The sequence below is a fragment of the Rhizorhabdus wittichii genome (assembly GCF_017607425.1).
Lineage (GTDB): Bacteria > Pseudomonadota > Alphaproteobacteria > Sphingomonadales > Sphingomonadaceae > Rhizorhabdus > Rhizorhabdus wittichii.
The window spans coordinates 4,834,832-4,859,411 of the sequence record NZ_CP059319.1 but is presented as its reverse complement, the minus strand read 5'-3'; the positions used below and the strand labels follow the sequence as shown (position 1 = coordinate 4,859,411).

The window sequence follows — 24,580 nt, the reverse complement described above, 5'->3', positions numbered from 1 at the left end:
TGACGGGTGGACCTGCTTCCTTCGGACGATCAGACCCAGATCGTCGACACGATCAAGAGCTTCCTGGCCGGCGAGGCGCCGGTCGACCGGCTGCGCGAGCATGGCGCGATCGGCAATCCCGACGCGGCGCTGTGGCCCAAGCTGGGCGAGCTTGGCTTCCTCGGCCTCGGCCTCGCCGAGGAGCTCGGCGGCATCGGCCTGTCGGCGAGCGAGGAGATGCTCGTCTTCCGCGAGTTCGGCTATCATCTGGTCTCGATCGGCATCTTCGGCATCGTGCTGGGCGCGCGGGTCGCGGCGATCGCCGGGGACGGCGCGCTGCGTGACGAGCTGCTGACCGGCGCCAGGCGGGTCGGCATCGCCAATGCGCGCGGCGCGGCGGCCGGGCCCGGCCCCGATGCGCAGGACCATCACCTGTTCGAGGCGGCGGACGCGACGCTGATCCTGCTGGTCGACCAGAAGGGCGCGGGCCTCTACGCCCGCGAGGATTTCGCCGACATCGAGACCGTCCATTCGACCGACTCGGTGCTGACGCTCGAACGCGCCCGCCTCGCCGTGGACAAGCCGCGCCTGTGGGCGCCCGCCGCGACCGACAATATCCACAGCCGCGCGCTGATGCTGCTCGGCGCCTATGCGGTCGGCCTGGGCGAAGGCGCGCGCGACATGGCGGTCGAATATGCCAAGGTCCGCGAGCAGTTCGGCAAGCAGATCGGCGCCTTCCAGGCGATCAAGCATATCTGCGCCGACATGGCGATGCGATCGGAAGCGGCGCTGTGCCAGGCGTCCTTCGCCTCGCTGGTGATGGCGGGCGGGCTGCCCGACACCGATTTCCACGCGGTAGCCAGCAAGATCGTGGCGACCGAGGTGGCGATGAAGAACGCCGCCGCCAACATCCAGGTCCATGGCGCGTTCGGCTTCACCTCCGAAGCCAATGCCCATCATTATCTGAAGCGGGCGCATGTCGCCGACCTGCTCTGGGGATCGCTGCGCGAACAGCGCGAGCGCATCCTGACCTTCCCCACCCCGGCATGAGCGGCGCCGTCCCATGAGCTTCTCGACCATCCTCCTCGACGTCGCCGACGGAGCCTATAGGCTGACCCTCAACCGGCCCGACCGCCTCAACGCCTTCACATCGCGGATGCACGAAGAGGTGCGCGAGGCGTTGACCCGGATCGAAGGCGACCCGGCCGCGCGCGTGCTACTGATCACCGGCGCGGGCCGGGGCTTCTGCGCGGGACAGGACCTGGCCGAGCGCGACGTCTCGGCGGGACCGCTCGACCTCAGCCAGGGCCCCGAGCATGACTATAACCCGCTGGCGCGCCGCCTGGTCGCGCTACCGGTGCCGGTGGTCTGCGCCGTCAACGGCGTCGCGGCGGGCGCCGGGGTCAACATCGCGGCGGCCTGCGACATCGTCGTGGCCCGGAAGTCGGCGAAATTCGCCCAGGCCTTTTCGGCGATCGGACTCGTCCCCGACACCGGCGGCACCTGGCACCTGCCGCGGCTGATGGGGCAGGCGCGGGCGTTGGGCTTCACCCTGCTCAACGAGACCCTGTCGGCCGAGCGCGCCGAGGCGATGGGCCTGATCTGGCGCGCGATCGACGACGAGGCGTTCGACGCGGAAGTGGACGCGATCGTCGCGAAGCTGGCGGCGGCGCCGACCTTCGGCCTCGCCTCGGCGAAGAAGGCGCTGCGCGCCGCCTGGACCTCGACCCTTGACGAGGCGCTCGACCGCGAACGCGACATGCAGCGCGACTGCGGCCTTTCGCCCGACTATAAAGAGGGGGTGACCGCCTTCAAGGACAAGCGCAGGCCCGGCTTCACCGGAGCCCGCCCATGACGGGCCGGATCAGCACCCGCTTCACCGAGGCGTTCGGCGTCGAGCATCCGATCATCCAGGGCGGCATGCAGTGGGTCGGCCGTGCCGAACTGACCGCCGCCGTCGCCAATGCCGGCGCGCTCGGCTTCCTGACCGCGCTGACCCAGCCAACTCCCGACGAATTGCTGCGCGAAATCGAGCGCTGCCGGTCGATGACCGACAGGCCGTTCGGCGTGAACCTGACGATCCTGCCGGCGATCAATCCGCCACCCTATGCTGAATATCGCCGCGCGATCATCGAAGGCGGGGTGAAGATCGTCGAGACCGCCGGCTACAAGCCGCAGGAGCATGTCGACGAGTTCAAGGCGCACGGGATCAAGGTGATCCACAAATGCACCGCCGTCCGCCACGCGCTGTCGGCCGAGCGGATGGGGGTCGACGCCATCTCGATCGACGGCTTCGAATGCGCGGGCCATCCCGGCGAGGACGATATTCCGGGGCTGATCCTGATCCCGGCGGCGGCCGACAAGGTGAAGATCCCGATGATCGCCAGCGGCGGCTTCGGCGACGGGCGCGGGCTGGTCGCGGCGCTGGCGCTCGGCGCCGACGGCATCAACATGGGCACCCGCTTCTGCGCCACGGCCGAGGCGCCGATCCACCGCGCCTTCAAGGAAGCGCTGGTCGCCGGCGACGAGCGGGCGACCAACCTGATCTTCCGTACCTATCGCAACACCGCGCGGGTCGCGAAGAACGCGATCAGCGACCGGGTGATCGCGATCGAGGCGGAAGGCAAGCCGTTCGAGGAGGTCGCCGCGCTGGTGAAGGGCGCCAAGGGCCGCGAGGGGCTGGAGAGCGGCGACACCGACCATGGTATCTGGACCGCCGGCATGGTGCAGGGGATCATCCGCGATATCCCGACGGTGCGCGAACTGGTCGAACGGATCGTCGGCGAGGCCGTCGAGATCATCGGCGGCCGCCTCGCCGGGGCGGTCGCACGCGAGGAGGAAGGGATATGACGGTCAGGATCAAGGTGAATGTCGCGGGTTGCGTGGGCCACGCCCGCTGCCACGCCGTGGCGCCCGAGGTCTATGAGCTGGACGAGAACGGCTTCAACGTCACCGCCGAGAAGGAGGTGCCCGAGGAGTTGCGCGCCCAGGCGGTGCGCGGCATGCGCGCCTGCCCGGAGCGGATCATCTCGATCGAGCAGGAAGAAGACTGAGCGGGGAGCCCATCGCTTGACCAGCCAGCCCCCCCGGCCGCTGCCCGCGATCGATGCCGACAATGCCGCCTTCTGGACCGGCGGCAAGGATGGCGAACTGCTGATCCATCGCTGCGCGCGGTGCCGCCATTATGTGCATCCGCCGACCAGCTTCTGCCCCGCCTGCGAAAGCCGCGAGGTCGGGCCGGAGCCGGTGTCGGGCAAGGGCGTGATCCTGTCGCTGACGATCAACCACCGCGCCTGGTTTCCCGGCCTGCCGGTCCCCTATGTCGTCGCGATGGTCGGGATCGACGAGCAGCCCGACGTCCATCTGATCACCAACATCGTCGACTGCGATCCGCTGTCAGTGCGGATCGGCGATCGGGTCAAGGTGCGCTTCGAGCAGGCCGAGGACCTATGGGTCCCGCTGTTCGCCCCCGATCATGGGCCCGATCATGGGCCCGAGCATGGGGAGGACTGACCCGATGCGCTGGCCCGAAAAGAGTATCGCGATCACCGGGATCGGCCAGTCGCGGATCAGCCGCGACGCCGGCGTCTCCGCGCTGTCGCTGACGATCGACGCCGCGATCGAGGCGATCCGCGATGCCGGCCTGACCCGCGCCGATATCGACGGCGTGGCCACCTGGCCCGGCGCGATCCCCGACGGATCGGGCTTCGCCCCCGTCGGCATCCCCGCCTTGCAGGACGCGCTGCGCCTGAAGGTCGAATGGTATTCGAGCACGCGGGAGACGTCGGGCCAGTTCGGCGCGATCTTCAACGCGATCGGCGCGATCCATGCGGGGCTGTGCCGTCATGTGCTGGTGTTCCGCACCATGTATCAGGCGACGGCGCGCAAGCAGGGGCTGGTCAACGCCAGCTATCAGCCGGGACAGCGCACCCATGCCCATATGGGCTGGCACGCCCCCTATCACGCCTATGTCGCCGCGACGCAGCAGGCGCTCTACTTCGCGCGCTACGTCCATGAATCGGGCATCCGGCCCGAACAGGTGGCGCAGATCGCGATCAACGGGCGCCGCAACGCCGCGCTCAACCCGGCGGCGGTCTATCGCACGCCGATCACGCTCGACGACTATATGGCGTCGCCGATCATCTCCACGCCGCTCCGCCTCTACGATTGCGACGTGCCGATAGACGGATCGACCGCGATCATCCTGTCGCACCGCGACGCCGCCGCCGACCTGCCCAACCCGCCGCTCAGGATCGAGGCGGTCGGCACCAACATGCATTATCGCAATAGCTGGGCGCAGCTCGACGCGCTCGCCACCCAGGCCCAGCCCGAGGTGGCGGCGATGATGTGGAACCGCACCGATCTGCGCCCCGCCGACGTCGAGGTGGCGGAACTCTATGACGGCTTCAGCTTCCACACGATCAACTGGCTGGAGAATTTCGGCTTCTGCAAACGCTTCGAGGCCGGGGACTTCATCGAGGGCGGCAGCCGCATCGCGCTCGACGGGGATCTGCCGATCAACACCAATGGCGGCGCACTCTCGGCCGGACGGATGCACGCTTATGGCCAGGTCCACGAGGCCTGCATCCAGCTCTGGGGACGGGGCGGGGCGCGACAGGTGAAGGGCCGGGCGACCGGGGGACCGCGCGTCGCCGCGCTATCGACCGCAGGAGGGCCGCTCGCCGGATGCTTCCTGCTCGTCAGGGATTGAAACACCATGAATTTCGACTTTTCCGAAGACCAGGAGCATCTGCGCGGCGAAGCGCGTCGCTTCCTGGAGTCGCGCTGCGGCATCGGCGTCGTGCGCGGCGTACTCGACGACGGCGCGCGATCGCATGATGCCGGGCTGTGGTCGGCGCTGGTCGAACAAGGCTGGACCGCGCTCACCCTGCCCGAGGAACATGGCGGCCTCGGCATGGGGCGGACCGAGCTGTGCGTCCTAGCCGAGGAGCTGGGCCGCGTGCTCGCCCCCGTTCCTTTCGCCTCGACCGTCTATATCCTCGCCGAGGCGCTGATGCTGGCCGGCACGCCCGCGCAGCGCGAACGGCTGAAGGACATCGCCGCCGGACGCTGCATCGGCTGCCTCGCCATCGCCGAAGGGCCCGGCGAACCCTCCCCCGCCCGCCTGACCGCGGAGGTCCGTGATGGCCGGCTGTACGGCGTCAAGCTGCCCGTCATCGACGGCAACGCCGCGACGGTGGCGCTCGTCCTTGCCCGCGACGGCGGAGCGGCGCGGCTCCATCTCGCCGACCTCGCCCACCCCTCGGTGACGCGCGCGCCGGTCGCCTCGCTCGACCCCGCCCGCGACCTTGCCCGGATCGATTTCGACGGCACGCCCTGCGAACCGATCGGCGACGAGCGGCTTCTCGACCAGCTGCTCGACCGCGCCGCCGTGCTGATCGCCTTCGAGCAGATCGGCGGGGCCGACCGCTGCCTGGAGACATCGGTCGAGTTCGCGAAGATGCGCTTCGCCTTCGGCCGCCCGATCGGCAGCCAGCAGGCGATCAAGCACAAGCTGGCCGACATGTACGTCAACAACCAGATCGCCCGGTCGAACGCCTATTACGGCGCCTGGGCGCTGGACGGCGATAGCGACGAGCTGCCGTCGGCCGCCGCCGCCGCCCGCGTCGCCGCCTGCCACGCTTATTGGTACGCCGCACGCGAGAGCATCCAGACCCATGGCGGCATCGGCTTCACCTGGGAGGCCGACCAGCACATCCATTATCGGCGCGCGCTCCAGCTCGACATGGCGATCGGATCGCCGCGCGCCTGGCGCGACCGGCTGTTCTCCGCACTGGAAGCCCAGTCGAACGAGGATCTGTAGGATGGATTTCAGCGACACCCCCGAAGAAGCCGCCTATCGCGCCCGCGCCGCTGCCTTCCTCGACGCGCACGCCGCCGATCTGCCCCGCCCGACCGGCGAGGAGATGGACCGGCTGGTCGTCGCGCGCCGCTGGCAGGCGATCAAGGCCGACCATGGCTATGCCTGCATCACCTGGCCCAGGGAATGGGGCGGCGCCGGCGGCACCGCGATGGAGCAGGTGATCTTCCGACAGGAGGAAGCCAGGCGCGGCGTGCCGATCGCCTTCTTCGGCATCGGCCTCGGCCTGTGCCTGCCGACCGTGATCAAATATGCGCCCGCCGAGCAACGCGAGCGCTTCGTCGCGCCGGCGATCCGGGGCGAGCAGGTCTGGTGCCAGCTCTTCTCCGAACCGGCGGCCGGGTCCGACCTGGCGGGCGTGCGCACCCGCGCGCTCCGCGACGGCGACGGCTGGCTCCTCAACGGCCAGAAGCTGTGGACCAGCGGCGCGCATTATTCCGACTATGGCCTGCTGATCGCGCGCACCGACCCCGACGTGCCCAAGCACAAGGGGCTGACGATGTTCTGGGTCGACCTGAAGACGCCCGGCATCGAAGTGCGCCCGATCCACCAGATGTCGGGCGGCGTCGAGTTCAACGAGGTGTTCTTCAACGACGTCCGGATCAGCGACGCGCAGCGGCTCGGCGAGGTCGGCGAAGGCTGGAAGGTCGCGATCTTCGCGCTGATGAACGAGCGGGTCGAAGGCGGCAAGGATCGCGGCCTGCCCGCCGCCAGGACGATCGCCATCGCCCGCGCGACCCCGGTCGGCGACGCCACGCTGGCCGACGACGACGCCTTCCGCGCCGCCTTCGCCGATGGCTATGTCCGCATGCGCGGCGTCTCGCTGACCCGCTATCGTACCCTCACCGCGATGTCGCGGGGCCAGACGCCGGGCCCCGAAGCATCGATCGGCAAGCTGGTGATGGCCAGCGAATTGCAGGAATTGTCACGCCGGCTGATCGAGGCGCAGGGCGCTTATGGCCTGGTCGACGACGAGGCGCTGTCGATGGCCGAGGGCACCGTCCACCACGACCTGCTGCACGTGCCCGGCATCCGCATCGCCGGCGGCACCGACGAGATATTGCGCAACATCATCGCCGAGCGCGTGCTGGGCCTGCCCGCCGAGCCGCGGGCCGACAAGGACATCCCCTTCTCCCAAGCCCCCAGGGGGATTTGAGACGACGCAGGGGGCGAACTGGTCGACGAACCAAATCTATATACGCGGCACGTCGACCCAGGCGCGGCTGTCGATCGCGCGGCGGGCGGCATCGAGAATCGCCTCGACATGGAAGGCGTCCTCGAAGCTCGGCAGCGCCGCGCCGCCCTCGCGGATCGCGCGAATCATGTCCTTCATCGCGCCGGCTATGTCGTGCGACTGGTTGCGGAGCGGCGGGGTCGCGAAATCGATGCCGGGTGGCGCGGTCAGTGCCTCGGGGATCGCGACCGGCTCCAGCCGACCGCCGGCCGATCCGCGCCGCAGCGTCACGCTCGGTCCGCAGGCGAAGCCGGTTGGATCGTCGGTCGCGAGCGTTCCCGTCTCCCCGGTGATCTCCATCAGCCAGCCGGTCTTGGCGGGCGAGGACCAGCTCAGCATCAGCGCGCCCATCGTGCCGCCCGCGAAGCGCAGCAACAATTGCGCGGTGTCCTCGACCTCGGGGCGCAATATGTCGCCGTCGTCGAAGCGCCATTCCTTCCGGGCGATCACCGCCTGCGCCGCGACCGCCTCGACCGGTCCGAGCAGCCAGGTGAGGAGGTGCAGCGAATGGGTGCCGAGGTTGCGCAGCGCCGAGGCGCCATGGCTGCGCGTGCCGAACCATTTCCAGCCTGCCCCGCCCGCCGACGGCGTCGCGAAATGGCTGATCGCCAACCGCGCAGTCACGGCGATCGGCCGGCCTATCTCACCCGCCCGGATCAGCGCATGGGCGTGGCGATGCGCCGGTTGCCATGGGAAGACCGAGTCGAGCGCCCCGACCACGCCGGCCGCCCGCGCGGCATCGCGCATCGCGCGGGCGCGATCGAGATCGGGCGCGAAGTTCGCGCTGGCATAGACATGCTTGCCGTTGGCGAGCGCGGCCAGCACCATCGGCGCGCGCAGGTCGGGCCGGGTGCCGACGTCGATGATGTCGAGGTCGGGATCGGCGCACATCGCGATCGCGTCCCAATAGGGCCTGGCGATGCCATGGGTCGCCGCGGCGGCCTCCGCCGTCTCGCGGCGCGAGGTGCAGACGGCGACGACCTCGGCTTCGCCGGTCGCGTGCCAGGCCGGCAGATGCGCGGCCATGCCCCAATTGGCGCTGACCACGCCGACGCGCAATTTCCTGGACAGGATAGCCTCCCTTTTTCGGCGGCGATCTCAGCCGCGGCCGACCAGCGGCATCTTCGTCGCCATGACCGTCATGAACTGGACGTTGGCATCGAGCGGCAGCCCCGCCATGAAGACCACCGCGTCGGCGACCGACGACAGCGGCATCACCGGTTCGGGCACCACCCGGCCATCGGGCTGCGCCATGCCCTGCATCAGGTTCAGCGCCACACCGGTTTCGGCGTTGCCGATGTCGATCTGCCCGCAGGCGATGTCGTGGGCGCGGCCGTCGAGCGACAATTGCTTGGTCAGCCCGGTGATCGCATGCTTGCTGGCGGTGTAGGGCGCTCCCCAGGGGCGCGGCGCGTGCGCCGACACCGATCCGTTGTTGATGATCCGCCCGCCCATCGGCGACTGCGCCTTCATCACCCGGAAGGCTTCGCGCGCGCAGAGGAAGCTGCCGGTGACGTTGACCGCGAGGACACGGTTCCAGTGGCGCAGCTCGACATCCTCGAACGGCGCCTTGGGCGACGCCGTGCCGGCATTGTTGAACAGCAGGTCGAGCCGCCCGAAACGCTCCACCGTCGCGGCGAAGGCGGCGGCGACCTCGGCCTCCTCGACGACATTGGCGGGGTGGACCAGCGCAGCGCCGCCGTCCCCCCTGATCTCGGCGGCCACCGCCTCGAGCGATTCGCGCTTGCGACCGACCAGCACGAGCCGGAACCCCGCCCCGGCCAGCGCGATCGCGCAGGCGCGACCGATGCCGCTGCCCGCACCCGTGACCAGCGCCACCCGCCCGCTCGTCGCCGTCGTCATCGCCCGACCTCCTCCAGCAGCAGCGCGCTCAGTTCCTCGGGCGCGTCGATCATCAGGTCGTGGCCGCCGGGCAGACGCGCCACCTTCCAGCCCCGCTGCCCATCCAGCTCGCGCCAGAGCTGCGCGGGCTGCTCGAACGCGTAGCTGTCGGCACAGATATAGGTCCGGTGGCGCACCTTGTCCTCGTCTCCGCCAAGGCGGAGCGCTTCTACGAAGCAGGCGATCGGGTGCGGGTTGCATTTCGATTCGACCCAGTCAGCGTCGGCCGGGTTGACGTTGAAGAAGGCCATCGGCGGACAAGGCACCCGCCCGTCCGCGCCCGCCGTCGCCATGGTCCGCAGCGTGATTTCCGGCCCGACCATGTCGAACAGCGACTTGCCGTCGGACGGCAGGATCGCGTCGAGATAGATCAGCGTCTTGATCCGCCGCCCTTCGGCCGCCGCGACGCCGGTGATCACCATGCCGCCATAGCTGTGGCCGCAGAGGATGACGTCCTCCAGATCCTCGTAGCGCAGCAGCGCGGCGACATCCTCGATATGGGTCGACAGGTTGATCGCCTGATGGGCGAGATGCTCGCGCTCGCCGAGGCCGGTCAACGTCGGCGTGTACACGTCATGGCCGGCATCGCGCAGCCGCCGGGCGACGCGGGCATAGCACCAGCCGCCGTGGAACGCGCCATGGACGAGAACGAATGTCGCCAATTGCCCCTCCTCTTCCTCCGCCGGGGACCGGCCTATCGCAGAACGGTCTTGCCGTTCCGGAGCACGGTGACGTTCCGATCCGGCACCGCCGCCTCGAACGACACGATATCCCCGTCCCGCCACAGCGAGATGCGCAGGCCGTCACCGGGGAATACCGGCGAGGAGAAGCGCGCCTGGTGGCTCGCGATCCGGGTGGGATCGAAATCGCAATAGGCCTCCAGCACCGCGCGGCAGGTGAAGCCATAGGTGCACAGGCCGTGCAGGATCGGCATGTGGAAGCCCGCCGCCTTCGCCCGCTCGGGCTCGACATGGAGCGGGTTGCGGTCGCCGCAGAGCCGATAGATCGCCGCCTGGTTCGGCGCGACCCGATAGTCGAGCACCTTGTCGGGCGCGCGGTCGGGGCCGACATGCGGCGCGGGCTGCGCTTCCTTCGATCCGCCGGTGCCGCCGTCGCCGCGCGCGAAGATCGTGCGGTTGATCGTCACGATCGGCTGGCCGTCCGCCTCGTCGCGGATCACCGTCCGGCGCAGGATCACCGCACCCTTGCCCTCGCCCTTGTCATAGACCTCGGCGACGCCGCTGTCGGCGACGATCGTCGCGGCGGTCGGCATCGGCCGGTGGAAGATCGTCTGCTCCTCGCCATGGAGGACGAGCCGGTAGTCGACGCCCAGCTTGTCGGTGCTCACCCCCGCGCCCCAGGCGACGACAGTGGCGAGCGTCGGCACCGCGCGCAGTTCCTTCTCGAAGACGAAGCGCAGTTCGTCCTCGTTGAGCGGATCGTTGCCCAGCCCGACCGCCAGCGCGTAGAGCATGGTGTCGCGGTCGGTGTAGGTGAAGCGCTTGCCCGTCTCCTTGAGCGACAGGATCGCGGGATAGTCGATCGGCATCGCCTCAGCCCTCCCGCTTGCTGGAGGGGCCGTAGGCGGTCACCCATTTGGCGTCGCGATCGGGGAACAGCACCTTGCCGTCGGCGACGGCGCGGGCCAGTTCCTCGGCGGTGAAGTCGTCGCTCGGCTCATAGCCGTCATGCACCTCGAACCGCACCTCGCCGACCCAGCCGCCGCCGGCCAGCAGCGTCTTGCCGGTCTGGTCGCCGGACAGGTGGCTGACCATGTAGAGCAGGGTCGGCGCGACCCGGTCGATCTGGAAACGGCGCTGATATTCCTCGGGCATGTGCGCGGTGAGCGCAGTCGCCGCCGCCGGGCCGATGTTCCAAAGGCGGATGCCGTATTTCCGCCCTTCGATCGCCAGCGCATTGGTGAAGCCGATGACCCCGCATTTGGCGGCGCCATAGTTGGACTGGCCGAAATTGCCGCGGATGCCGGCAGTCGAGGTGGTGTTGACGATCACCCCGCCGCCATTGTCCTTCATCCAGCCGAAGATCGGCCGGGTCGCGCTGTAGAGGCCCTTCAGGTGGACGTGCATCACCGCGTCCCACTGCGCCTCCTCCATCTTGACCAGCGATGCGTCGCGCAGGATGCCCGCGTTGTTGACGAGGATGTCGACCCGGCCGAACGCCTCCAGCGCGGAGGCGAGCAGGCTCGCCCCGCCGTCGATCGCGCCGACGTCGGCGACATTGGCGACCGCTCGGCCGCCATGGCCGACGATCTCGGCGACCGCGTCATCGGCCGCCTCCCGCACGAAATCATTGACCACGACGGCCGCGCCCTCGCGCGCCAGCGCCCGGACATAGGCGCGGCCGATACCCGCGCCCGCGCCCGTGACCACGGCCACCTTCCCATCCAGCAAAGCCATCCGAACTCCCTTTCTCGCCCCCTGCTGATGGCGCATCGCGGCGACCGAGTCGCAGCCGCGATGCGCGCGGTCGTGGGGCAGGAATCCTTAAGCCGGGCGCGACCAGACGAGCGGGAGCGCCTCCATGCCGATGACGCCGCCGCCGAGCGTCTTGAACTCGGTGCCGGGCTTCACGGTGAAAGGGGGCACCCGCTTCAGCCATTCCTCGATCGCGATCTGGATCTCGCGTCGCGCCAGGTGCGAACCCAGGCAGCGGTGCGGACCGAAGGAGAAGGTGTTGTGCCGGTTCGGGCTGCGCGTGATGTCGACGACTTCGGGATTGGCGAACTCGGTCGGATCGCTGGTCGACAACAAGGTCGATCCGGTGACCATGTCGCCCTTCTTGATCTGGACGCCGGCCAGCTCGGTATCCTCGGTCGCGATCCGCGCGGTGGTGACCACCGGGAAAGCGCGGAACAACTCCTCGACCGCATCGGGGATCATCGACGGGTCGGCGCGCAACCGCGCCTGATCCGCCGGATTCTCGGCAAGGTAGCGGAATTGATAGGCGAGCGAGCTCACCACCGTGTCGAGCCCGCCGATGAACAGCAGGAAGACGGCGCCCATCACCTCCTCGTCGGTGAAGGGGCGATCGCCGACCTTCATCGCCATCACCTGGCTGACCAGCTCGCCCTCGCGGGGGTCGGCGCGGCGCAGCGCGATCTGCTCGACGAGAAAGGCCTTCACCTCGCCCATCGCCTTGCCGCGGTTGATGCGGTCATGGATGATCGTGTCGGCCCATTTGCGGAAGCGCGAGAGATCGTCGCCCGACAGGCCCATCAGTTCCAGGAAGATGCGGACCGGGAACTGCTCGCCGAAGTCGCGGATGAACTCGCACTCGTCGCGATCCTTGAGTTTCTCGATCAGGTCGACCGTCAGTTCGCGCAGGCGCGGCTCGAGCTGCTTGATCCGCGCCGGCGAGAAGAGCGGGTTGAGCGGGGTACGGAACAGGCCGTGCTCGGGCGGATCGACCTCGAGCGGGATCAACCGCCAAGTCTCGCCCATCGCATGGCTGCGCGGCTGCGCGGAGCTGAACACATCGGCCCGCTGCAACATCTGACGGATGTCCTCCGCCTTGGTCAGGACCCAGGTGCCGACCGGCTTCTCCGAACGATCCTGGTGGCTGAGCGGTGAATAGAAGACGCGCGGGCCCTTGTGCAGCGCGGCGACCTGCGCATGGGGACAGGGGCCGAGGCCGGTCCGGAAATCCCAGAAATGCACCAGCTCGGGCGGCACATGGTCGGGAACCGACCCCTTCTCATGGGTCATGGGTTCGCTCATCGTCTATCCTCTCCTACCAGCTCGCGTGGCTTCGACCGACTCGATCGGCCACATCAGGATCGGCCGCCCGACGCGGCCAGGGCCCACGCCCTTTTCATCGCTGAATACTCGCCAGTTTTCAAGTACCCCCGCCATGAAGGGTCGGCGCGGCCGCGCCGGACCATCCCCGATCCCGCGAAAATGCCGGAAAACGCCGATTTTATTGCGATGCAACCAAGCCGGGGCGTCTATCGGAATTTTCCATATTCAGGATCGATCCGGCAGAATTGGAGCAGGGCCGAGCGGCCATTGGAAGCCAATAGTTGACTTACCATCAGTTTTAATACAACCTCCCCTCCATCGAAATGACGACGCAAACACGCGGATCGCGGCAGGGAGAGATGATGGCCGAGGCGGACCCCATCACGGGCAAGATCACCGACGAGGATATCGAACGCGCCCGCCGCCAGATCGGCGTGCCGAAGTTCGCCTATAACAAGCCGTACAACGCCATCGCCTCATCCGACGGGATGAGTCATTTCGCCTTCGCCTGCGGCGACGCCAACCCGCTCTACCATGACCGCGCCTATGGGGCGGGCACGCGCTGGCGCGACCAGATCGCCCCGCCGCTGTTCCTCCACGCGACCGGCACGAACCTGACCCCGAAGCCCGACGCCGAGACCAAGGCGCTGTTCAAGGGCCTGTTCCGGGGGGTCGGCAAATATTATACCGGCGTCGACTGGACCTGGTGGCGGCCGATCTACCCCGACGAGCGCGTGTTCGTGGAACGCAGCACGTCGAACATCCAGGTCAAGGAAAGCTCCTCCTTCAGCGGCGGCCGCACCGTCACCGAAACCTATCGCGACCTCTATGTCGACCGCGCGGGCACGCCGGTCGGCCGGCGCGAGGAACATTATCTGTCGGCCGAGCGCGAGGGCACCAAGAAGGCGGGCCGCTACGCCGCGATCCAGCGGCAGAGCTACACGCCCGACGACATCGCCCGGATCGACGAGGTCTATGCGGCCGAGGTCCGGCGCGGTGCGAGCCCGCGCTTCTGGGAGGATGTCGAGGTCGGCGAGGAACTGGTGCCGGTGGCCAAAGGGCCGCTCACCATGGTCGACATCATCGCGTTCCACATGGGCATGGGCCTGTCGTCAAGCGGGATCGGCCCGCTCGGCCTCGGCTATGCCCAGCGGCGCAAGATGCCGGCCTTTTACGTGCCCGACGCCTATGGCGTGCCAGACGTCGTCCAGCGGGTGCACTGGGATCATGAGCGCGCGCAGGCGCTCGGCCTGCCAACCTCCTACGACTATGGCCAGATGCGGACGAGCTGGCTGATCCACCTCGCCACCAACTGGATGGGCGACGACGCCTGGCTGTGGAAGCTGTCCTGCCAGTCGCGCGCGTTCAACTTCATGGGCGACACCACCATCTGCACCGGCAGGGTGGTGGCCAAGCGGATCGAGGGCGCCCATGCGGTCGTCGACCTGGAACTGGCCTCGACCAACCAGCGCGGCGAGAACACCGCGCCGGGCAGCGCCTCGGTGATCCTGCCGAGCCGCGCTCATGGCCCGGTCGTCCTTCCCACGCCCGAGGCCGACACCCTGCTGCGCGGCGCCGCCATCGTGCAGTCCGCAGCCGACCGGACGAGGAAATGAACCACAACCCATCTTGGTGAAGCAGATAAACCAACGAGAGGATTTCGTATGGCCCGGACAGCGAAGACCGCCTCCATCGGCGCGAACGACGAGAACGAAATCGCCATCCTGCACCCTCGCAAGATCGCGGGCGGAGACGACGACAATCGCAGCATCGACGTCGAATTCCTGCTGTTCTTCAACGCCGTCTCGGAAAATCTGAGCTTCACCAAGGCGGCCAAGGCGCTGTCGATCGACCAGTCCTGGCTGTCCCACAAGATTCGCCAGTTCGAGGCACTGCTGGGCTTCAATCTGTTCATCCGCAATACCCGCCATGTCGAGCTGACGGCGGCGGGCCGCGCGCTGCTCGATCCGGTCCGTCGGCTCGCCAACGTCGTCGACCAGGCGCGCGACGCGGCCAACGCCCTGCGCGACTCGATGAGCGGGGTGCTGCGCGTCGGCGCGCTGCCGTTCAGCTTCCCCGATCCGCAGCGCACCCGCCTGATCGACAGGTTCATCGCCACGCATGAGGGCATCCAGCTCAACGTCACCAGCGGCCCTACCCCGGCGCTGCTCGACCATCTCCGCGCTGGCCGGATCGACCTCGCCTTCGTCTCCGCGCCGTTCGACGAAGCCGGGCTGGACCGACTGCTGCTGCGCGAGAACCGCTTCTCGATGATGGTGCCGCGCACCCATGATCTGGCGCGGGTCGGCGTGATCGGCACCGAGGACGTCAAGGGCGTCCGCGTGATCCTGCCCGCGCAGCAGTTCAGCCCGGCGGCCTTCGAGCTCTATTACGAGCCGCTCGTCAATGCCGGCGCCGTACCGGTGCCGATCCCCGAATTCCAGAGCGCCCCCTCCTATGCGCGAAGCTGGGAGCTGCCCGTGGTCTGCACCCAGTTCGCCGCCGAACGCTACGACACGCAGGATTTCGTGATCCGCCCGATCAACTTCATCCCGCCCTGCCGCAAATATCTGGTGCGGCTGGCCGACCATCGCACCCCGCCCCAGAACCTGATGTGGGACCTGGCGCTGGCCTCGCTCGAAACCAAGGCGGCGGCGGTGGCCTGACGGCCGCCGGCACCACCCGAAAGGAATATCGATGGACTTCGGCATGCGCGGCAACGCCTATGCGATTGTCGGCGGGTCCCGGGGCATGGGCTGGGAGACCGCGCGCCGCATCGCCGCCGAGGGCGGCGACGTCGCGATCGTCAGCCGGACGCCGCAGACGGTCGCCGACGCCTGCGCCGCGCTGGCCGCCGAGCATGGCGTGCGGATCGAGGGCATCGCCGCCGATGCGTCGGCGCCGGGCGCGGTGGAAGCCGCGCTCGACGAGGCGATCCGGCGGCTCGGCACTTTGAGCGGTCTCGCGGTGACCAATCACTGGATGGGTCCGAGCCGGAGCTTCGCGGAATTGCCCGAGACCGAGTGGGCCGACTATTTCCAGCACAGCCTGATGGCGGCGGTCCGGGCCTGCCGCGCCGTGCTGCCGCACATGGCGAACGCCGGCGGCGGTGCGATCGTGCTGACCACCGCTTATTCCTCGCGCGGGCCCAAGGCCTATCTGCCCGGTTATGCGTCGTTCAAGGCGGCGCTCAACACCCTCACCAAGACGCTGGCCAAGGCCTATGGGCCACAGGGCGTGCGCGTGAACGCGGTCGCGCCCGGCGCGATCCGAACGGGCCGCTACGACGCCCGCATGGCGGCGTTGCGGGCCGCCGAACCCGGCATCGACCGCGCCGAGGCCGAACGGCGCATGTTGCGGGACATGGAGATGAAGGTCGCGCTCGAACGGATCGGCGATCCGGGCGAGGTCGCCGACATGATCGCCTTCCTGCTGTCCGGGCGCGCCGCCTACGCCACCGGCCTGATCGCCAATGTCGATGGCGGCACCGACTTCTGACGCTCCATTCCGATACGAGCCCGTACACCCGAAGAGGTTTCCCTTGCGCAAGGCCGCCATCGTCTCCCCGCTCCGCACGCCGATCGGCCGTTTCCTCGGCAGCCTGACTCCGCTGCCGGCCGAGCGGCTCGCCGCGCACGTCATCACCGCGCTGATCGATCGCACCGGAATCGATCCCGCGCGGATCGACGACGTCGTCTTCGCGCAAAGCTACGCCAACAGCGAGGCGCCCTGCATCGGCCGCTGGGCGGCGCTCGCCGCCGGCTTGCCGATCGAGGTGCCGGGCATGCAGCTCGACCGCCGCTGCGGCGGCGGCCTCCAGGCGATCGCAATGGCGGCGATGATGGTCGAGACCGGCGCCTGCGACATCGTCCTGGCGGGCGGCGCCGAGAGCATGAGCAACATCGAATATTACACCACGGCGATGCGCGGCGGCGCGCGGGCCGGCACCGTCCAGTTCTACGACCGGCTCGACCGGGGCCGCGAACGCTCCCAGCCGGCCGAGCGTTTCGGTGTGATCTCCGGCATGATCGAGACCGCCGAGACTCTGGCGAAGGATTACGGCATCGGCCGCGAGGCGCAGGATGCCTTCGCCGCCCGTAGCCAACGGCGCGCGGCGGCGGGCTGGGCGGACGGCAGGTTCGATGCGGAGGTCGTGCCGGTGCCGGTGCCACAGAAGAAGGGCGACCCGCTGGTCTTCGCGCGCGACGAGGGCATTCGCGGCGACACCACCGTCGAAAGCCTGGCGTCGCTGCGCCCGATCATCAAGGGCGGCACGGTGACCGCCGGCAATTCCAGCCAGCAGAACGACGCCGCCGCCGCCTGCCTGATCGTCGCCGAGGACAGGCTGGCCGAGCTGGGGCTGGAACCGATCGCCTATTGGGGCGGCTGGGCGGCGCATGGCTGCGACCCGGCCCGGATGGGCATCGGCCCGGTCGGCGCGGTCGAGAGGCTGTTCGCGCGCAAGGGCCTCGGCTGGAAGGACATCGACCTGGTCGAGATCAACGAGGCGTTCGCGGCGCAGGTGCTGGCGGTGTTCAAGGGCTGGGGCATCGACGGGGACGAATGGGCCGACCGGGTCAACGTCAACGGATCGGGCATTTCGCTCGGCCATCCGATCGGCGCGACCGGCGTCCGCATCATGACCTCTATGCTGTACGAGCTGCAACGGCGCGGCGGCCGGCGCGCGCTGGAGACGATGTGCATCGGCGGCGGCCAGGGCATCGCCGCGATCTTCGAACGGCCCTGACGTGGCGGATCGGGATTAGGCGGCCACCTCCCAAATATCGCCACCTCGAATATGGCTTCGTCCCCCTCCCCGCGATAGTCTCCGGCGATGGGGCCCTTCGCCGTGACGGCGGGCGACGAGACGGGAAGGTTTGAGAGACGGATGGTGAAGGTCACGTTCAGCAAGGCCGGCAAGGACGACCGGCTCGTCGAGGCGTCCGAGGGCGACACGCTGATGCAGACGGCGCTGTCGAACGGCATCGACGAGATTCTGGCAGACTGCGGCGGGGCGCTGTCCTGCGCGACCTGCCACGTCCATGTCGCACCGGACTGGATGGACCGGGTGGGTCCGCCGGGCGACGAGGAGACGGCGATGCTGGAGATGGCGGTCGACCCTGACGAGACCAGTCGCCTGTCCTGCCAGATCGTCATGCACGCCGAACTCGACGGGCTGGAGATCATGCTGCCCAAGTCGCAACTCTGACGAACGGCGGAACGGACATCATGAACGGAACCAACATGCTCGCGGGCAAGACGGTCGCGGTGACGGGCGCGGGCCGCGGCATCGGCCGCGCACTGGCGATCGAATGCGGGCGGCAGGGCGCCGCCGTCGTCGTCAACGACTTCGGCGGATCGCTGTCGGGTGAGGGATCGGACCAGGGCCCGGCGGCCGAAGTGGTCGCCGAGATCGTGGCCGCGGGCGGCCTGGCGATCGCCAACACCGCCAGCGTCGCGGACGAGGCGGGCGCCGCCAGCATCGTCGAGGACGCGATCCGGGCGTTCGGGCGGATCGACGCCGTCGTCAACAATGCCGGCGTCTCGCGCGACGGCATGTTCCACAAGATGAGCCTCGCCGACTGGCGCGCGGTGATCGACGTCCACCTCAACGGCAGCTTCCTGCTGTCGCGCGCGGCGGCGGCGCATTTCCGCGAGCAGGGCTGCGGCGCCTTCGTCCACATGACCTCGACCTCGGGCCTGATCGGCAATGTCGGCCAGTCCAACTATTCGGCGGCGAAGATGGCGATCGTCGGCCTGTCCAACTCGATCGCGCTCGACATGCGGCGCTTCGGCGTCCGCTCCAACTGCGTCGCACCCTTCGCCTGGAGCCGGATGACCGAGAGCATTCCCGCGGAGACCGAGGCGGCCAGGGAGCGGGTCGAGCGGCTCAAGACGATGACCCCCGACAAGGTCGCGCCGCTCGTCGCCTTCCTCTGCTCGGACGCCGCCGCCGACGTCAACGGCCAGGTCTTCTGCGTGCGCAAGAACGAGATATTCCTCTTCTCGCCGTCGCGTCCCGTCCGCTCGGTCCACCGCGCCGAAGGCTGGACGCCCGAGACGATCGCCTCCGATTTCCTGCCGGCGGTGAAGCCCAGCCTCCATCCGCTCCAGGTGTCGGCCGACGTCTTCGCCTGGGACCCCATTTGATCGAACTGGCCGGCGGACGCGCCCTCGTCACCGGAGGCGCCGGAACGCTGGGCAAGGCGCTCGCTCGGGTGCTGCTCGACCGGGGCATGGCCGTCCTGCTCACCGATCGCGACGAGGACCGGTTGCGCGACGCAATCGCGCGGCTCGGCCATCCCAAAGACCTCGACTGGCGAGTACTCGATGTCGCCGACCCACAGGGCTGGGCGGCGCTGGGCGAGGCGATCGACGCCGACGTCGCGCCGATCCGTCTGCTCGTCAACAATGCCTGCCCGCCCTCGGCCCGCCGTCCGCTGACCGAGATCGCACCGGCGGATTGGCAATCGCTGATCGCCGCCGGGCTGACCGGCCCCTTCCTCGGCGTCCGTACCTTCGCGCCGCGCATGGCGGCGAGCGGGGGCGGCCATATCCTCAACATCGCCTCGATGGCCGCGCTCGGCCCCTTGCCCGACCATGGCGACTATGCCGCCGCCAAGGCCGGTCTGCTCAGCCTCAGCGAGACGCTTCGCATCGAGCTCGCCGACAGCGGCGTCGGCGTCTCGGTGGCCTGTCCAGGCGCGATCGGCCATCCTCTCGGCCATGCCGGGTGCGCGGCCGACCCGGCCGCCGCGCCGGGCCGCATGGACCCGGTCGCGGGCATGGGCTTCGTGATCGACGCGATGCAGGCGGGCCGTTTCCTGATCCTGACCCATGGCGACGGCGCCGATGCCATCGCCTGCCGCGCCGACGAGATCGCGGTGGCCTTCGACCGTGCCGCGCAGGGGGGACCGGCCAGAACCCGTTGAACCATAGGGAGAGCGACCATGGAGAAGGGATTGAACGCGGGGATTTCGGCAACCGGCATGGTGAACAGCCCGAACCGCTTCAAGCTCGCCGTCTTCGGCCTGAACGTCAGCAACGGATGCAGCATCACATCGGCCGAGGGTGCGTTCAAGGGGGACTGGGACGAGGCGAAGGCCCTGGCGCAACAGGCCGACCGGCTGGGACTCGAGGCGCTCGTCTCGGTCGCGCGCTGGCGCGGTTTCGGCGGCGCCGTCAATTTCAACGACCGCGCCTTCGACACGATCAGCTGGGCGGCCGGGCTCGCCGCCGTGACCGAGCGGATTCAGCTGTTCGCGACCGTCCATGTGCCGACGATCCATCCCGTCCGGATGGCGAAGGCGGCGGCGACGATCGACCATATCTCCCACGGCCGCTTCGGGCTCAACATCGTCGCCGGCTGGAATGCCGGCGAGATCGGGATGTTCGGGACGCCGCAGAAGGGCCATGACGAGCGCTACGCGGTGTCGGCCGAATGGATCGGCGTGATCCGGCGGCTGTGGACCGAGGACGGCTTCGACTTCGAGGGCCGCTATTATTCGATCCCGGGCGGCCACAGCGAACCCAGGCCGGTCCAGCGCCCCGGACCGATCGTGATGTGCGCCGGGGCCAGCGCGGCGGGCAGCGACTTCGCGGCGGCCCATGCCGACTGCCAGTTCATCAACATCTTCGGCCTGGACGGGTTGAAGGAGCGGGTCGCCGGGCTGAAACGCTATGCGCGCGAGACATATGGCCGCGAGATCCGGATCTTCACGACCAGCTATGTCATGTGCCGCGACACCGAGCGGGAAGCCCGCGACTATTACGACCATGTCGTCAACCAAAAGGGCGATTGGGAAGGCGCCCGCAACCTCGTCCGCGGCATGATGCCCAATGTCGAGAACGCGGTCGACGACGACGCCATGCTGGCATCGCTGATCGCGGGCTATGCCGGTTTTCCGCTGATCGGCACGCCCGACCAGGTGGTGGCCGGCATGCGGGCGCTGTCCGAGGCAGGGATCGACGGCGTCACGCTGTCCTGGGTCGACTATGCCGAGGGGCTCGACCAGATGGAGCGCCTGATCCTGCCGCGCATGCGGGCGGCCGGGCTGCGCGTCTGACGACATGGTCTTCGTCGCCTATATTTCCTGAATGGCCGCCAAATGAGATTGGGCGGCTTCCGGCCGCACGATCACTCTGCGACGCGGACGGCAGGGAGAGGCGCGGTGAAGCAGATCGACGAAGGCGCGATCCGGACGGAGGTTCGCGGCGCCGTGCTCGAAATGACGATCGACCGGCCGCGCAAGCGCAATGCCTTCACCCCCACGATGTTCGGCGCGCTGGGCGAAGCCTATAGCCGGCTCGAGCGGGATCCGGCCTTGAGAGTGGGCCTGGTCCGGGCCGAGGGCGAACATTTCTCCGCCGGGATCGATCTGCCGCTGATGGCCGAGCATCGCGCCGCTGGACGGCCCTATGTGCCATTGAACCTGATCGACCCGACCGCCATCCGGGCGCCGTTCCGGACCAAGCCGGTGGTCTTCGCCATGCGCGGCGTGTGCTTCACGATCGCGATCGAGCTGATGCTGGGCGCCGACATCGTGGTCGCCGCGAGCGACTGCCGCTTCGCCCATATGGAGGTGCGTCGCGGCGTGATGCCTGGCTGCGGCGGAACCTATCGGCTACTGGAGCGGGTCGGCTGGGGCAATGCGATGCGGTTGCTGCTGACCGGCGACGAGTTCGACGCGCGCGAGGCCCATCGCCTCGGGCTGGTCCAGCGGTTGACCGAACCCGGCGAGGAAGTCGAGGCGGCCCGCGCGCTGTGCGACCGGATCGCCGATCAGGCGCCGCAGTCGGTCGCCGCGATCATGGCCAACTGCCGCACCGCTCTGGGCGATGCCTGGACCCGCGCGGCGACCGAGGCCACCGCCGAGAACAACCGGCTGTTCCTGACCGAGGACGCCGCCGAAGGGCGCCGCGCCGTGGCGGAAAAGCGCGAACCGATCTTCACGGGCCGCTGAGAGGCCGGACGGCAAGGAGAGGAAGGATGACGACCGACTATGATCCCGGCGAAGTCGCCGACCGGATGGCGATCAACGATACGATCATCCGCTATACCCATGCGCTCGACGATCATGAGATCGACCTGCTGGACACCGTCTTCACCCAGGATTGCCAGTTCGACCTGACTTCGGCCGGGGCGATGCGCGCGCCGTGGCCCGAGGTGAAGGCCTTCTTCCGCAAGCTGGGCGAAACCGTCAGCCGCGACATGCACATGTTCGGCATGTCGCGCATCACCTTCGCCGATGCGAGCCGCCGGATGGCGCATGTGACGTCCAAGGTGATCAACCCCGGCGGATCGATCGGCGAGGATGGACGCGAGCATTTCTACCAGATCCACGGCCATTATGAGGATGTGTTCGTGAAGACGGCCGAAGGCTGGCGCATCCGGGAGCGGACCTGGCGCCATGGCTGGATCAGCGGCGATTATCCCCATGCCGAGATGCCGGGATCGGTACGCGCCGACCTGGCCCGCAGGCTGGGGGAAATCGCCTGATCTGAATGGAGGCGCCCGTCCTCTTCAGCGGCCGGTGAAGCTGGGCGGCCGCTTCTCGCGGAAGGCGATCGAGGCTTCCTTGACGTCCTGGGTGCGGACGCAACGCGCGCTGTTATAGGCCTCGCGATCGATCACCGCTTCCAGGCCGCCGGTCTCGGCGAGGGCGAGGTTCTGCTTCATATAGCGAAAGGCGACGCTCGGCCCATCGGCAAGCGCGCGCGCCATCGCCATTCCCTCCTCGGCGAAGCTCGCGGCCGGGGCGATCCTGTTGACGAGGCCCAGCCGCTCGGCCGCCACGGCGTCGATCCTCTGGTCGAGGAACAGCAGTTCGGCCGCGCGCGATGCGCCGACCAGCCGGTTGAGGAAGTAGCTGATGCCGAGGTCGCCCGACAGGCCGATGCGGGCATAGGCGGTGCGCAGCACCGCGTCGTCGGCCATGATCCGAAGGTCGCAGGCCAGCGCCAGGGTCAGCCCCGCGCCGGCCGCCGCGCCGTTGACTAGAGCGATCGTCGGCTTGGGCATCTGGCTGAGCAGCAGGGTGGTGCGGCCATGGCCGCGCAGCGTGTCCGCGCGTTCCTCGACGGTCTCGGGCACCTTCGCCTTTTCGGCCGCATCGGCGCTGCGGCGGACGTCGCCACCCGAGCAGAAGGCCCGTCCCGCCCCGGTCAACGCCACTGCGCCAACCCCGGGATCTGCGGCGGCGGCGGCCACGGCGTCCTGGAGCAGATGGTGCAGCTCGGGCGTCAGCGCGTTGAGACGCTCGGGCCGGTTGAGCGTGATGATCCGCAGCCGCCCCTCATCGCGGACGATCAGCTCGGCTTCCCCCGCCCCGCTCACCGTAGCGTCCATGGTTTGGACTTGAGGCTGGCAGGGGCCGGTTTCACCGGCGACGACGCCTTGCTGATCTGGATATATTTGACCGCGTTGTTGACGGCCTGCGCACGCGGCAGGCTCTGCGCCTCCCACAGCGCCCGCACGCTGCCCTGGGTCGGCAGCGGCTCGCGCGCGGCGATGCTCTCGGCGATCGCCTGCGCGCGCGGCCACAGATCCTCCCGGCTGGTGATCTCGGTGACGAGGCTCATCCTGAGCGCGGTCGCGGCGCTGATCCGCTCCTCGTCGGCGAGCAACACCATGCGCGAAATCTCCTGATAGGGGATGCGCCCCAGCGCGCCGATCGGCTCGACCGACGACAGCTTGCCGAATTTCAGATGCGGATCGAAGAAGGTCGCGTCCTCCGAGCAGATCGCGATGTCGGCCTCGTTCAACCAGTAGAAGGCGCCGCCCGCCGCCATGCCGTGCACCGCGACGATGAACGGCTTCCACACGCGGTTGCTCTTGGGGCCCAGCCAGTCGCCCGGATCGTCATAGTCGAACGGCGCGGGCTCGGCGCCCGGCGCGCGCCAGCCCTCGCGGATGTCGACGCCTGTGCAGAAGGCCTTGCCCTCCGCCGCGCGCAGCACGACCACGCGCACCTCCCGGCTGTCGCGCACCGCGTTCCAGAGCCTGCGGAAATCCCGGATCATTGCCTGGTTGAAGCTGTTCGCCTTATCGGGCCGGTTCAGCGTGACGGTCAGCACGCCGCCGGCCAGATCGACGAGAATGGCGGTATAATCGCTTTGCTGCATGGTCATCACCAATGGCTAAGCGCGGCTCGCGATGCCCGAAAGGATGCGAACGGCGCGATTCAGGACGATCAGGCCGCGGTCGCCGGACGTGCGCCCGGATCGGGTTCGAACAACGGCAGCCAGACGTCCTCGATATTCTCGAACACCACCCGCACGGGCAGGCCGATATGAATGTCCTCGAAGGCGCAGTTGACGATATTGGTGGTCAGGTTGAGCCCCGGCTGCTCGGCCAGGGTGACGATCGCGACCGCATAGGGTTGCTTGAGGTCGCCCCACCAGGGCTGGCGATTGATCGTCCAGGTCTCGACCGTGCCCAGGCCCGACAGCGGCTCGGGCTTCACGTCGCGCGAATGGCAGTTGCGGCAGGCATCGACATGCGGATGTATCCACAGCCGGCAGTCCTGGCAGCGGGTGATGCGCAGCACGCCGTCCTCGCCGCTGCGCCAGAATTCGCCCTTCGGCCCGTCGGCGATCGCCGGCAGATAGCGGCGCGGCGGCGCGTTGGTCAGCGGTGTCGTCATGGCGGTCGTCCCTTCCTGACTATGGCGCTACCGCGCGCCAATCATCCTGTCCAATCGGCCATCCCGTCGCGAGACCCCGGAAATCCGGGGTTTCCGCTCTCGACAAGGGGCGTCGCGCCAAGATGGGCCCGATCGCGTATGGCCATTCGGCGCGATGATCTGAAAATGAGGGGAAGACGAC

General features: G+C 68.8%; 27 protein-coding genes. 18 read left to right on the top strand and 9 right to left on the bottom strand.

The window, feature by feature from the left end:
• The first annotated feature begins 6 nt into the window (after positions 1-6).
• Genes HRJ34_RS23350 through HRJ34_RS23320 form a run of 8 tightly spaced genes read left to right on the top strand, consistent with a single transcriptional unit; the run spans position 7 to position 7,016 of the window.
• Positions 7-1,029, top strand: a complete 1,023-nt coding sequence (locus HRJ34_RS23350; protein ID WP_208632581.1) for an acyl-CoA dehydrogenase — start codon at positions 7-9, stop codon at positions 1,027-1,029.
• A gap of 13 nt (positions 1,030-1,042) precedes the next feature.
• The gene (gene paaG, locus HRJ34_RS23345; RefSeq protein WP_208632580.1) at positions 1,043-1,834 is read left to right on the top strand and encodes a 2-(1,2-epoxy-1,2-dihydrophenyl)acetyl-CoA isomerase PaaG; all 792 of its coding nucleotides are present in this window, start codon (positions 1,043-1,045) and stop codon (positions 1,832-1,834) included.
• Positions 1,831-2,829, top strand: a complete 999-nt coding sequence (locus HRJ34_RS23340) for an NAD(P)H-dependent flavin oxidoreductase (RefSeq protein WP_208632579.1) — start codon at positions 1,831-1,833, stop codon at positions 2,827-2,829. The genes paaG and HRJ34_RS23340 overlap by 4 nt, the downstream gene beginning before the upstream one ends.
• Positions 2,826-3,032: a ferredoxin gene (locus HRJ34_RS29305; RefSeq protein ID WP_226948912.1), complete on the top strand. Its 207-nt coding sequence runs from the start codon at positions 2,826-2,828 to the stop codon at positions 3,030-3,032. The genes HRJ34_RS23340 and HRJ34_RS29305 overlap by 4 nt, the downstream gene beginning before the upstream one ends.
• A gap of 16 nt (positions 3,033-3,048) precedes the next feature.
• A complete protein-coding gene (locus HRJ34_RS23335; protein ID WP_226948911.1) occupies positions 3,049-3,492 on the top strand; it encodes a Zn-ribbon domain-containing OB-fold protein in 444 nt (147 codons plus the stop codon).
• A gap of 4 nt (positions 3,493-3,496) precedes the next feature.
• Positions 3,497-4,690 carry a thiolase family protein gene (locus tag HRJ34_RS23330; RefSeq protein WP_208632577.1) on the top strand — a complete coding sequence of 398 codons (1,194 nt, stop codon included), beginning with the start codon at positions 3,497-3,499 and terminating at the stop codon, positions 4,688-4,690.
• A gap of 6 nt (positions 4,691-4,696) precedes the next feature.
• On the top strand, positions 4,697-5,803 hold the full coding sequence (locus tag HRJ34_RS23325) for an acyl-CoA dehydrogenase family protein (protein WP_208632576.1): 1,107 nt from the start codon (positions 4,697-4,699) through the stop codon (positions 5,801-5,803).
• A 1-nt stretch (position 5,804) separates the two neighbouring features.
• Positions 5,805-7,016: an acyl-CoA dehydrogenase family protein gene (locus HRJ34_RS23320; RefSeq protein ID WP_208632575.1), complete on the top strand. Its 1,212-nt coding sequence runs from the start codon at positions 5,805-5,807 to the stop codon at positions 7,014-7,016.
• A gap of 36 nt (positions 7,017-7,052) precedes the next feature.
• On the opposite strand, the gene HRJ34_RS23315 is transcribed toward HRJ34_RS23320, so the two are convergent.
• The 6 genes from HRJ34_RS23315 to HRJ34_RS23290 form a co-directional block, all read right to left on the bottom strand.
• Entirely contained in the window at positions 7,053-8,141 is a 1,089-nt protein-coding gene (locus HRJ34_RS23315; RefSeq protein WP_208632574.1) for a Gfo/Idh/MocA family protein, read from the bottom strand.
• Between the two features lie 51 nt (positions 8,142-8,192).
• Positions 8,193-8,957, bottom strand: a complete 765-nt coding sequence (locus HRJ34_RS23310) for an SDR family oxidoreductase (protein WP_208632573.1) — start codon at positions 8,955-8,957, stop codon at positions 8,193-8,195.
• Positions 8,954-9,658 (bottom strand): alpha/beta fold hydrolase, encoded by a 705-nt coding sequence (locus HRJ34_RS23305; RefSeq protein WP_208632572.1) that lies wholly within the window; start codon positions 9,656-9,658, stop codon positions 8,954-8,956. The genes HRJ34_RS23310 and HRJ34_RS23305 overlap by 4 nt, the downstream gene beginning before the upstream one ends.
• A 32-nt stretch (positions 9,659-9,690) precedes the next feature.
• A complete protein-coding gene (locus HRJ34_RS23300; protein WP_208632571.1) occupies positions 9,691-10,545 on the bottom strand; it encodes a MaoC/PaaZ C-terminal domain-containing protein in 855 nt (284 codons plus the stop codon).
• A gap of 4 nt (positions 10,546-10,549) precedes the next feature.
• On the bottom strand, positions 10,550-11,392 hold the full coding sequence (locus HRJ34_RS23295; protein ID WP_208632570.1) for an SDR family NAD(P)-dependent oxidoreductase: 843 nt from the start codon (positions 11,390-11,392) through the stop codon (positions 10,550-10,552).
• Between the two features lie 108 nt (positions 11,393-11,500).
• A complete protein-coding gene (locus HRJ34_RS23290) occupies positions 11,501-12,733 on the bottom strand; it encodes a cytochrome P450 (RefSeq protein WP_208632569.1) in 1,233 nt (410 codons plus the stop codon).
• A gap of 383 nt (positions 12,734-13,116) precedes the next feature.
• Here HRJ34_RS23290 and HRJ34_RS23285 point away from each other — a divergent pair, with 383 nt between their 5' ends.
• The 10 genes from HRJ34_RS23285 to HRJ34_RS23240 all read left to right on the top strand — a co-directional run bounded on the left by HRJ34_RS23285 (position 13,117) and on the right by HRJ34_RS23240 (position 22,253).
• Positions 13,117-14,370 carry an FAS1-like dehydratase domain-containing protein gene (locus HRJ34_RS23285; protein ID WP_208632568.1) on the top strand — a complete coding sequence of 418 codons (1,254 nt, stop codon included), beginning with the start codon at positions 13,117-13,119 and terminating at the stop codon, positions 14,368-14,370.
• Between the two features lie 48 nt (positions 14,371-14,418).
• Complete coding sequence (locus tag HRJ34_RS23280; RefSeq protein ID WP_208632567.1) at positions 14,419-15,420, top strand: LysR family transcriptional regulator; 1,002 nt, start codon at positions 14,419-14,421, stop codon at positions 15,418-15,420.
• A 31-nt stretch (positions 15,421-15,451) separates the two neighbouring features.
• Positions 15,452-16,252 carry an SDR family NAD(P)-dependent oxidoreductase gene (locus tag HRJ34_RS23275; protein WP_208632566.1) on the top strand — a complete coding sequence of 267 codons (801 nt, stop codon included), beginning with the start codon at positions 15,452-15,454 and terminating at the stop codon, positions 16,250-16,252.
• A 43-nt stretch (positions 16,253-16,295) separates the two neighbouring features.
• Positions 16,296-17,501 carry an acetyl-CoA C-acetyltransferase gene (locus tag HRJ34_RS23270; RefSeq protein ID WP_208632565.1) on the top strand — a complete coding sequence of 402 codons (1,206 nt, stop codon included), beginning with the start codon at positions 16,296-16,298 and terminating at the stop codon, positions 17,499-17,501.
• Between the two features lie 141 nt (positions 17,502-17,642).
• On the top strand, positions 17,643-17,963 hold the full coding sequence (locus HRJ34_RS23265) for a 2Fe-2S iron-sulfur cluster-binding protein (RefSeq protein ID WP_208632564.1): 321 nt from the start codon (positions 17,643-17,645) through the stop codon (positions 17,961-17,963).
• 20 nt (positions 17,964-17,983) lie between these two features.
• On the top strand, positions 17,984-18,904 hold the full coding sequence (locus HRJ34_RS23260) for an SDR family oxidoreductase (RefSeq protein WP_226948909.1): 921 nt from the start codon (positions 17,984-17,986) through the stop codon (positions 18,902-18,904).
• Positions 18,901-19,686, top strand: coding sequence for an SDR family NAD(P)-dependent oxidoreductase (locus HRJ34_RS23255; RefSeq protein ID WP_208632563.1), 786 nt, complete (start codon positions 18,901-18,903; stop codon positions 19,684-19,686). Before HRJ34_RS23260 ends, HRJ34_RS23255 begins: the two co-directional genes overlap by 4 nt.
• An 18-nt stretch (positions 19,687-19,704) precedes the next feature.
• Positions 19,705-20,820 carry an LLM class flavin-dependent oxidoreductase gene (locus HRJ34_RS23250; RefSeq protein ID WP_208632562.1) on the top strand — a complete coding sequence of 372 codons (1,116 nt, stop codon included), beginning with the start codon at positions 19,705-19,707 and terminating at the stop codon, positions 20,818-20,820.
• Between the two features lie 105 nt (positions 20,821-20,925).
• On the top strand, positions 20,926-21,717 hold the full coding sequence (locus HRJ34_RS23245; RefSeq protein ID WP_208632561.1) for a crotonase/enoyl-CoA hydratase family protein: 792 nt from the start codon (positions 20,926-20,928) through the stop codon (positions 21,715-21,717).
• A gap of 26 nt (positions 21,718-21,743) precedes the next feature.
• On the top strand, positions 21,744-22,253 hold the full coding sequence (locus HRJ34_RS23240) for a nuclear transport factor 2 family protein (RefSeq protein ID WP_208632560.1): 510 nt from the start codon (positions 21,744-21,746) through the stop codon (positions 22,251-22,253).
• 24 nt (positions 22,254-22,277) lie between these two features.
• On the opposite strand, the gene HRJ34_RS23235 is transcribed toward HRJ34_RS23240, so the two are convergent.
• From HRJ34_RS23235 to HRJ34_RS23225, 3 genes are all read right to left on the bottom strand, one after another.
• Entirely contained in the window at positions 22,278-23,102 is an 825-nt protein-coding gene (locus HRJ34_RS23235; RefSeq protein WP_208632559.1) for an enoyl-CoA hydratase-related protein, read from the bottom strand.
• Entirely contained in the window at positions 23,087-23,884 is a 798-nt protein-coding gene (locus HRJ34_RS23230) for an enoyl-CoA hydratase/isomerase family protein (protein ID WP_226948908.1), read from the bottom strand. Before HRJ34_RS23230 ends, HRJ34_RS23235 begins: the two co-directional genes overlap by 16 nt.
• 62 nt (positions 23,885-23,946) lie before the next feature.
• Positions 23,947-24,399, bottom strand: a complete 453-nt coding sequence (locus HRJ34_RS23225; RefSeq protein WP_208632558.1) for a Zn-ribbon domain-containing OB-fold protein — start codon at positions 24,397-24,399, stop codon at positions 23,947-23,949.
• Positions 24,400-24,580 lie beyond the last annotated feature (181 nt).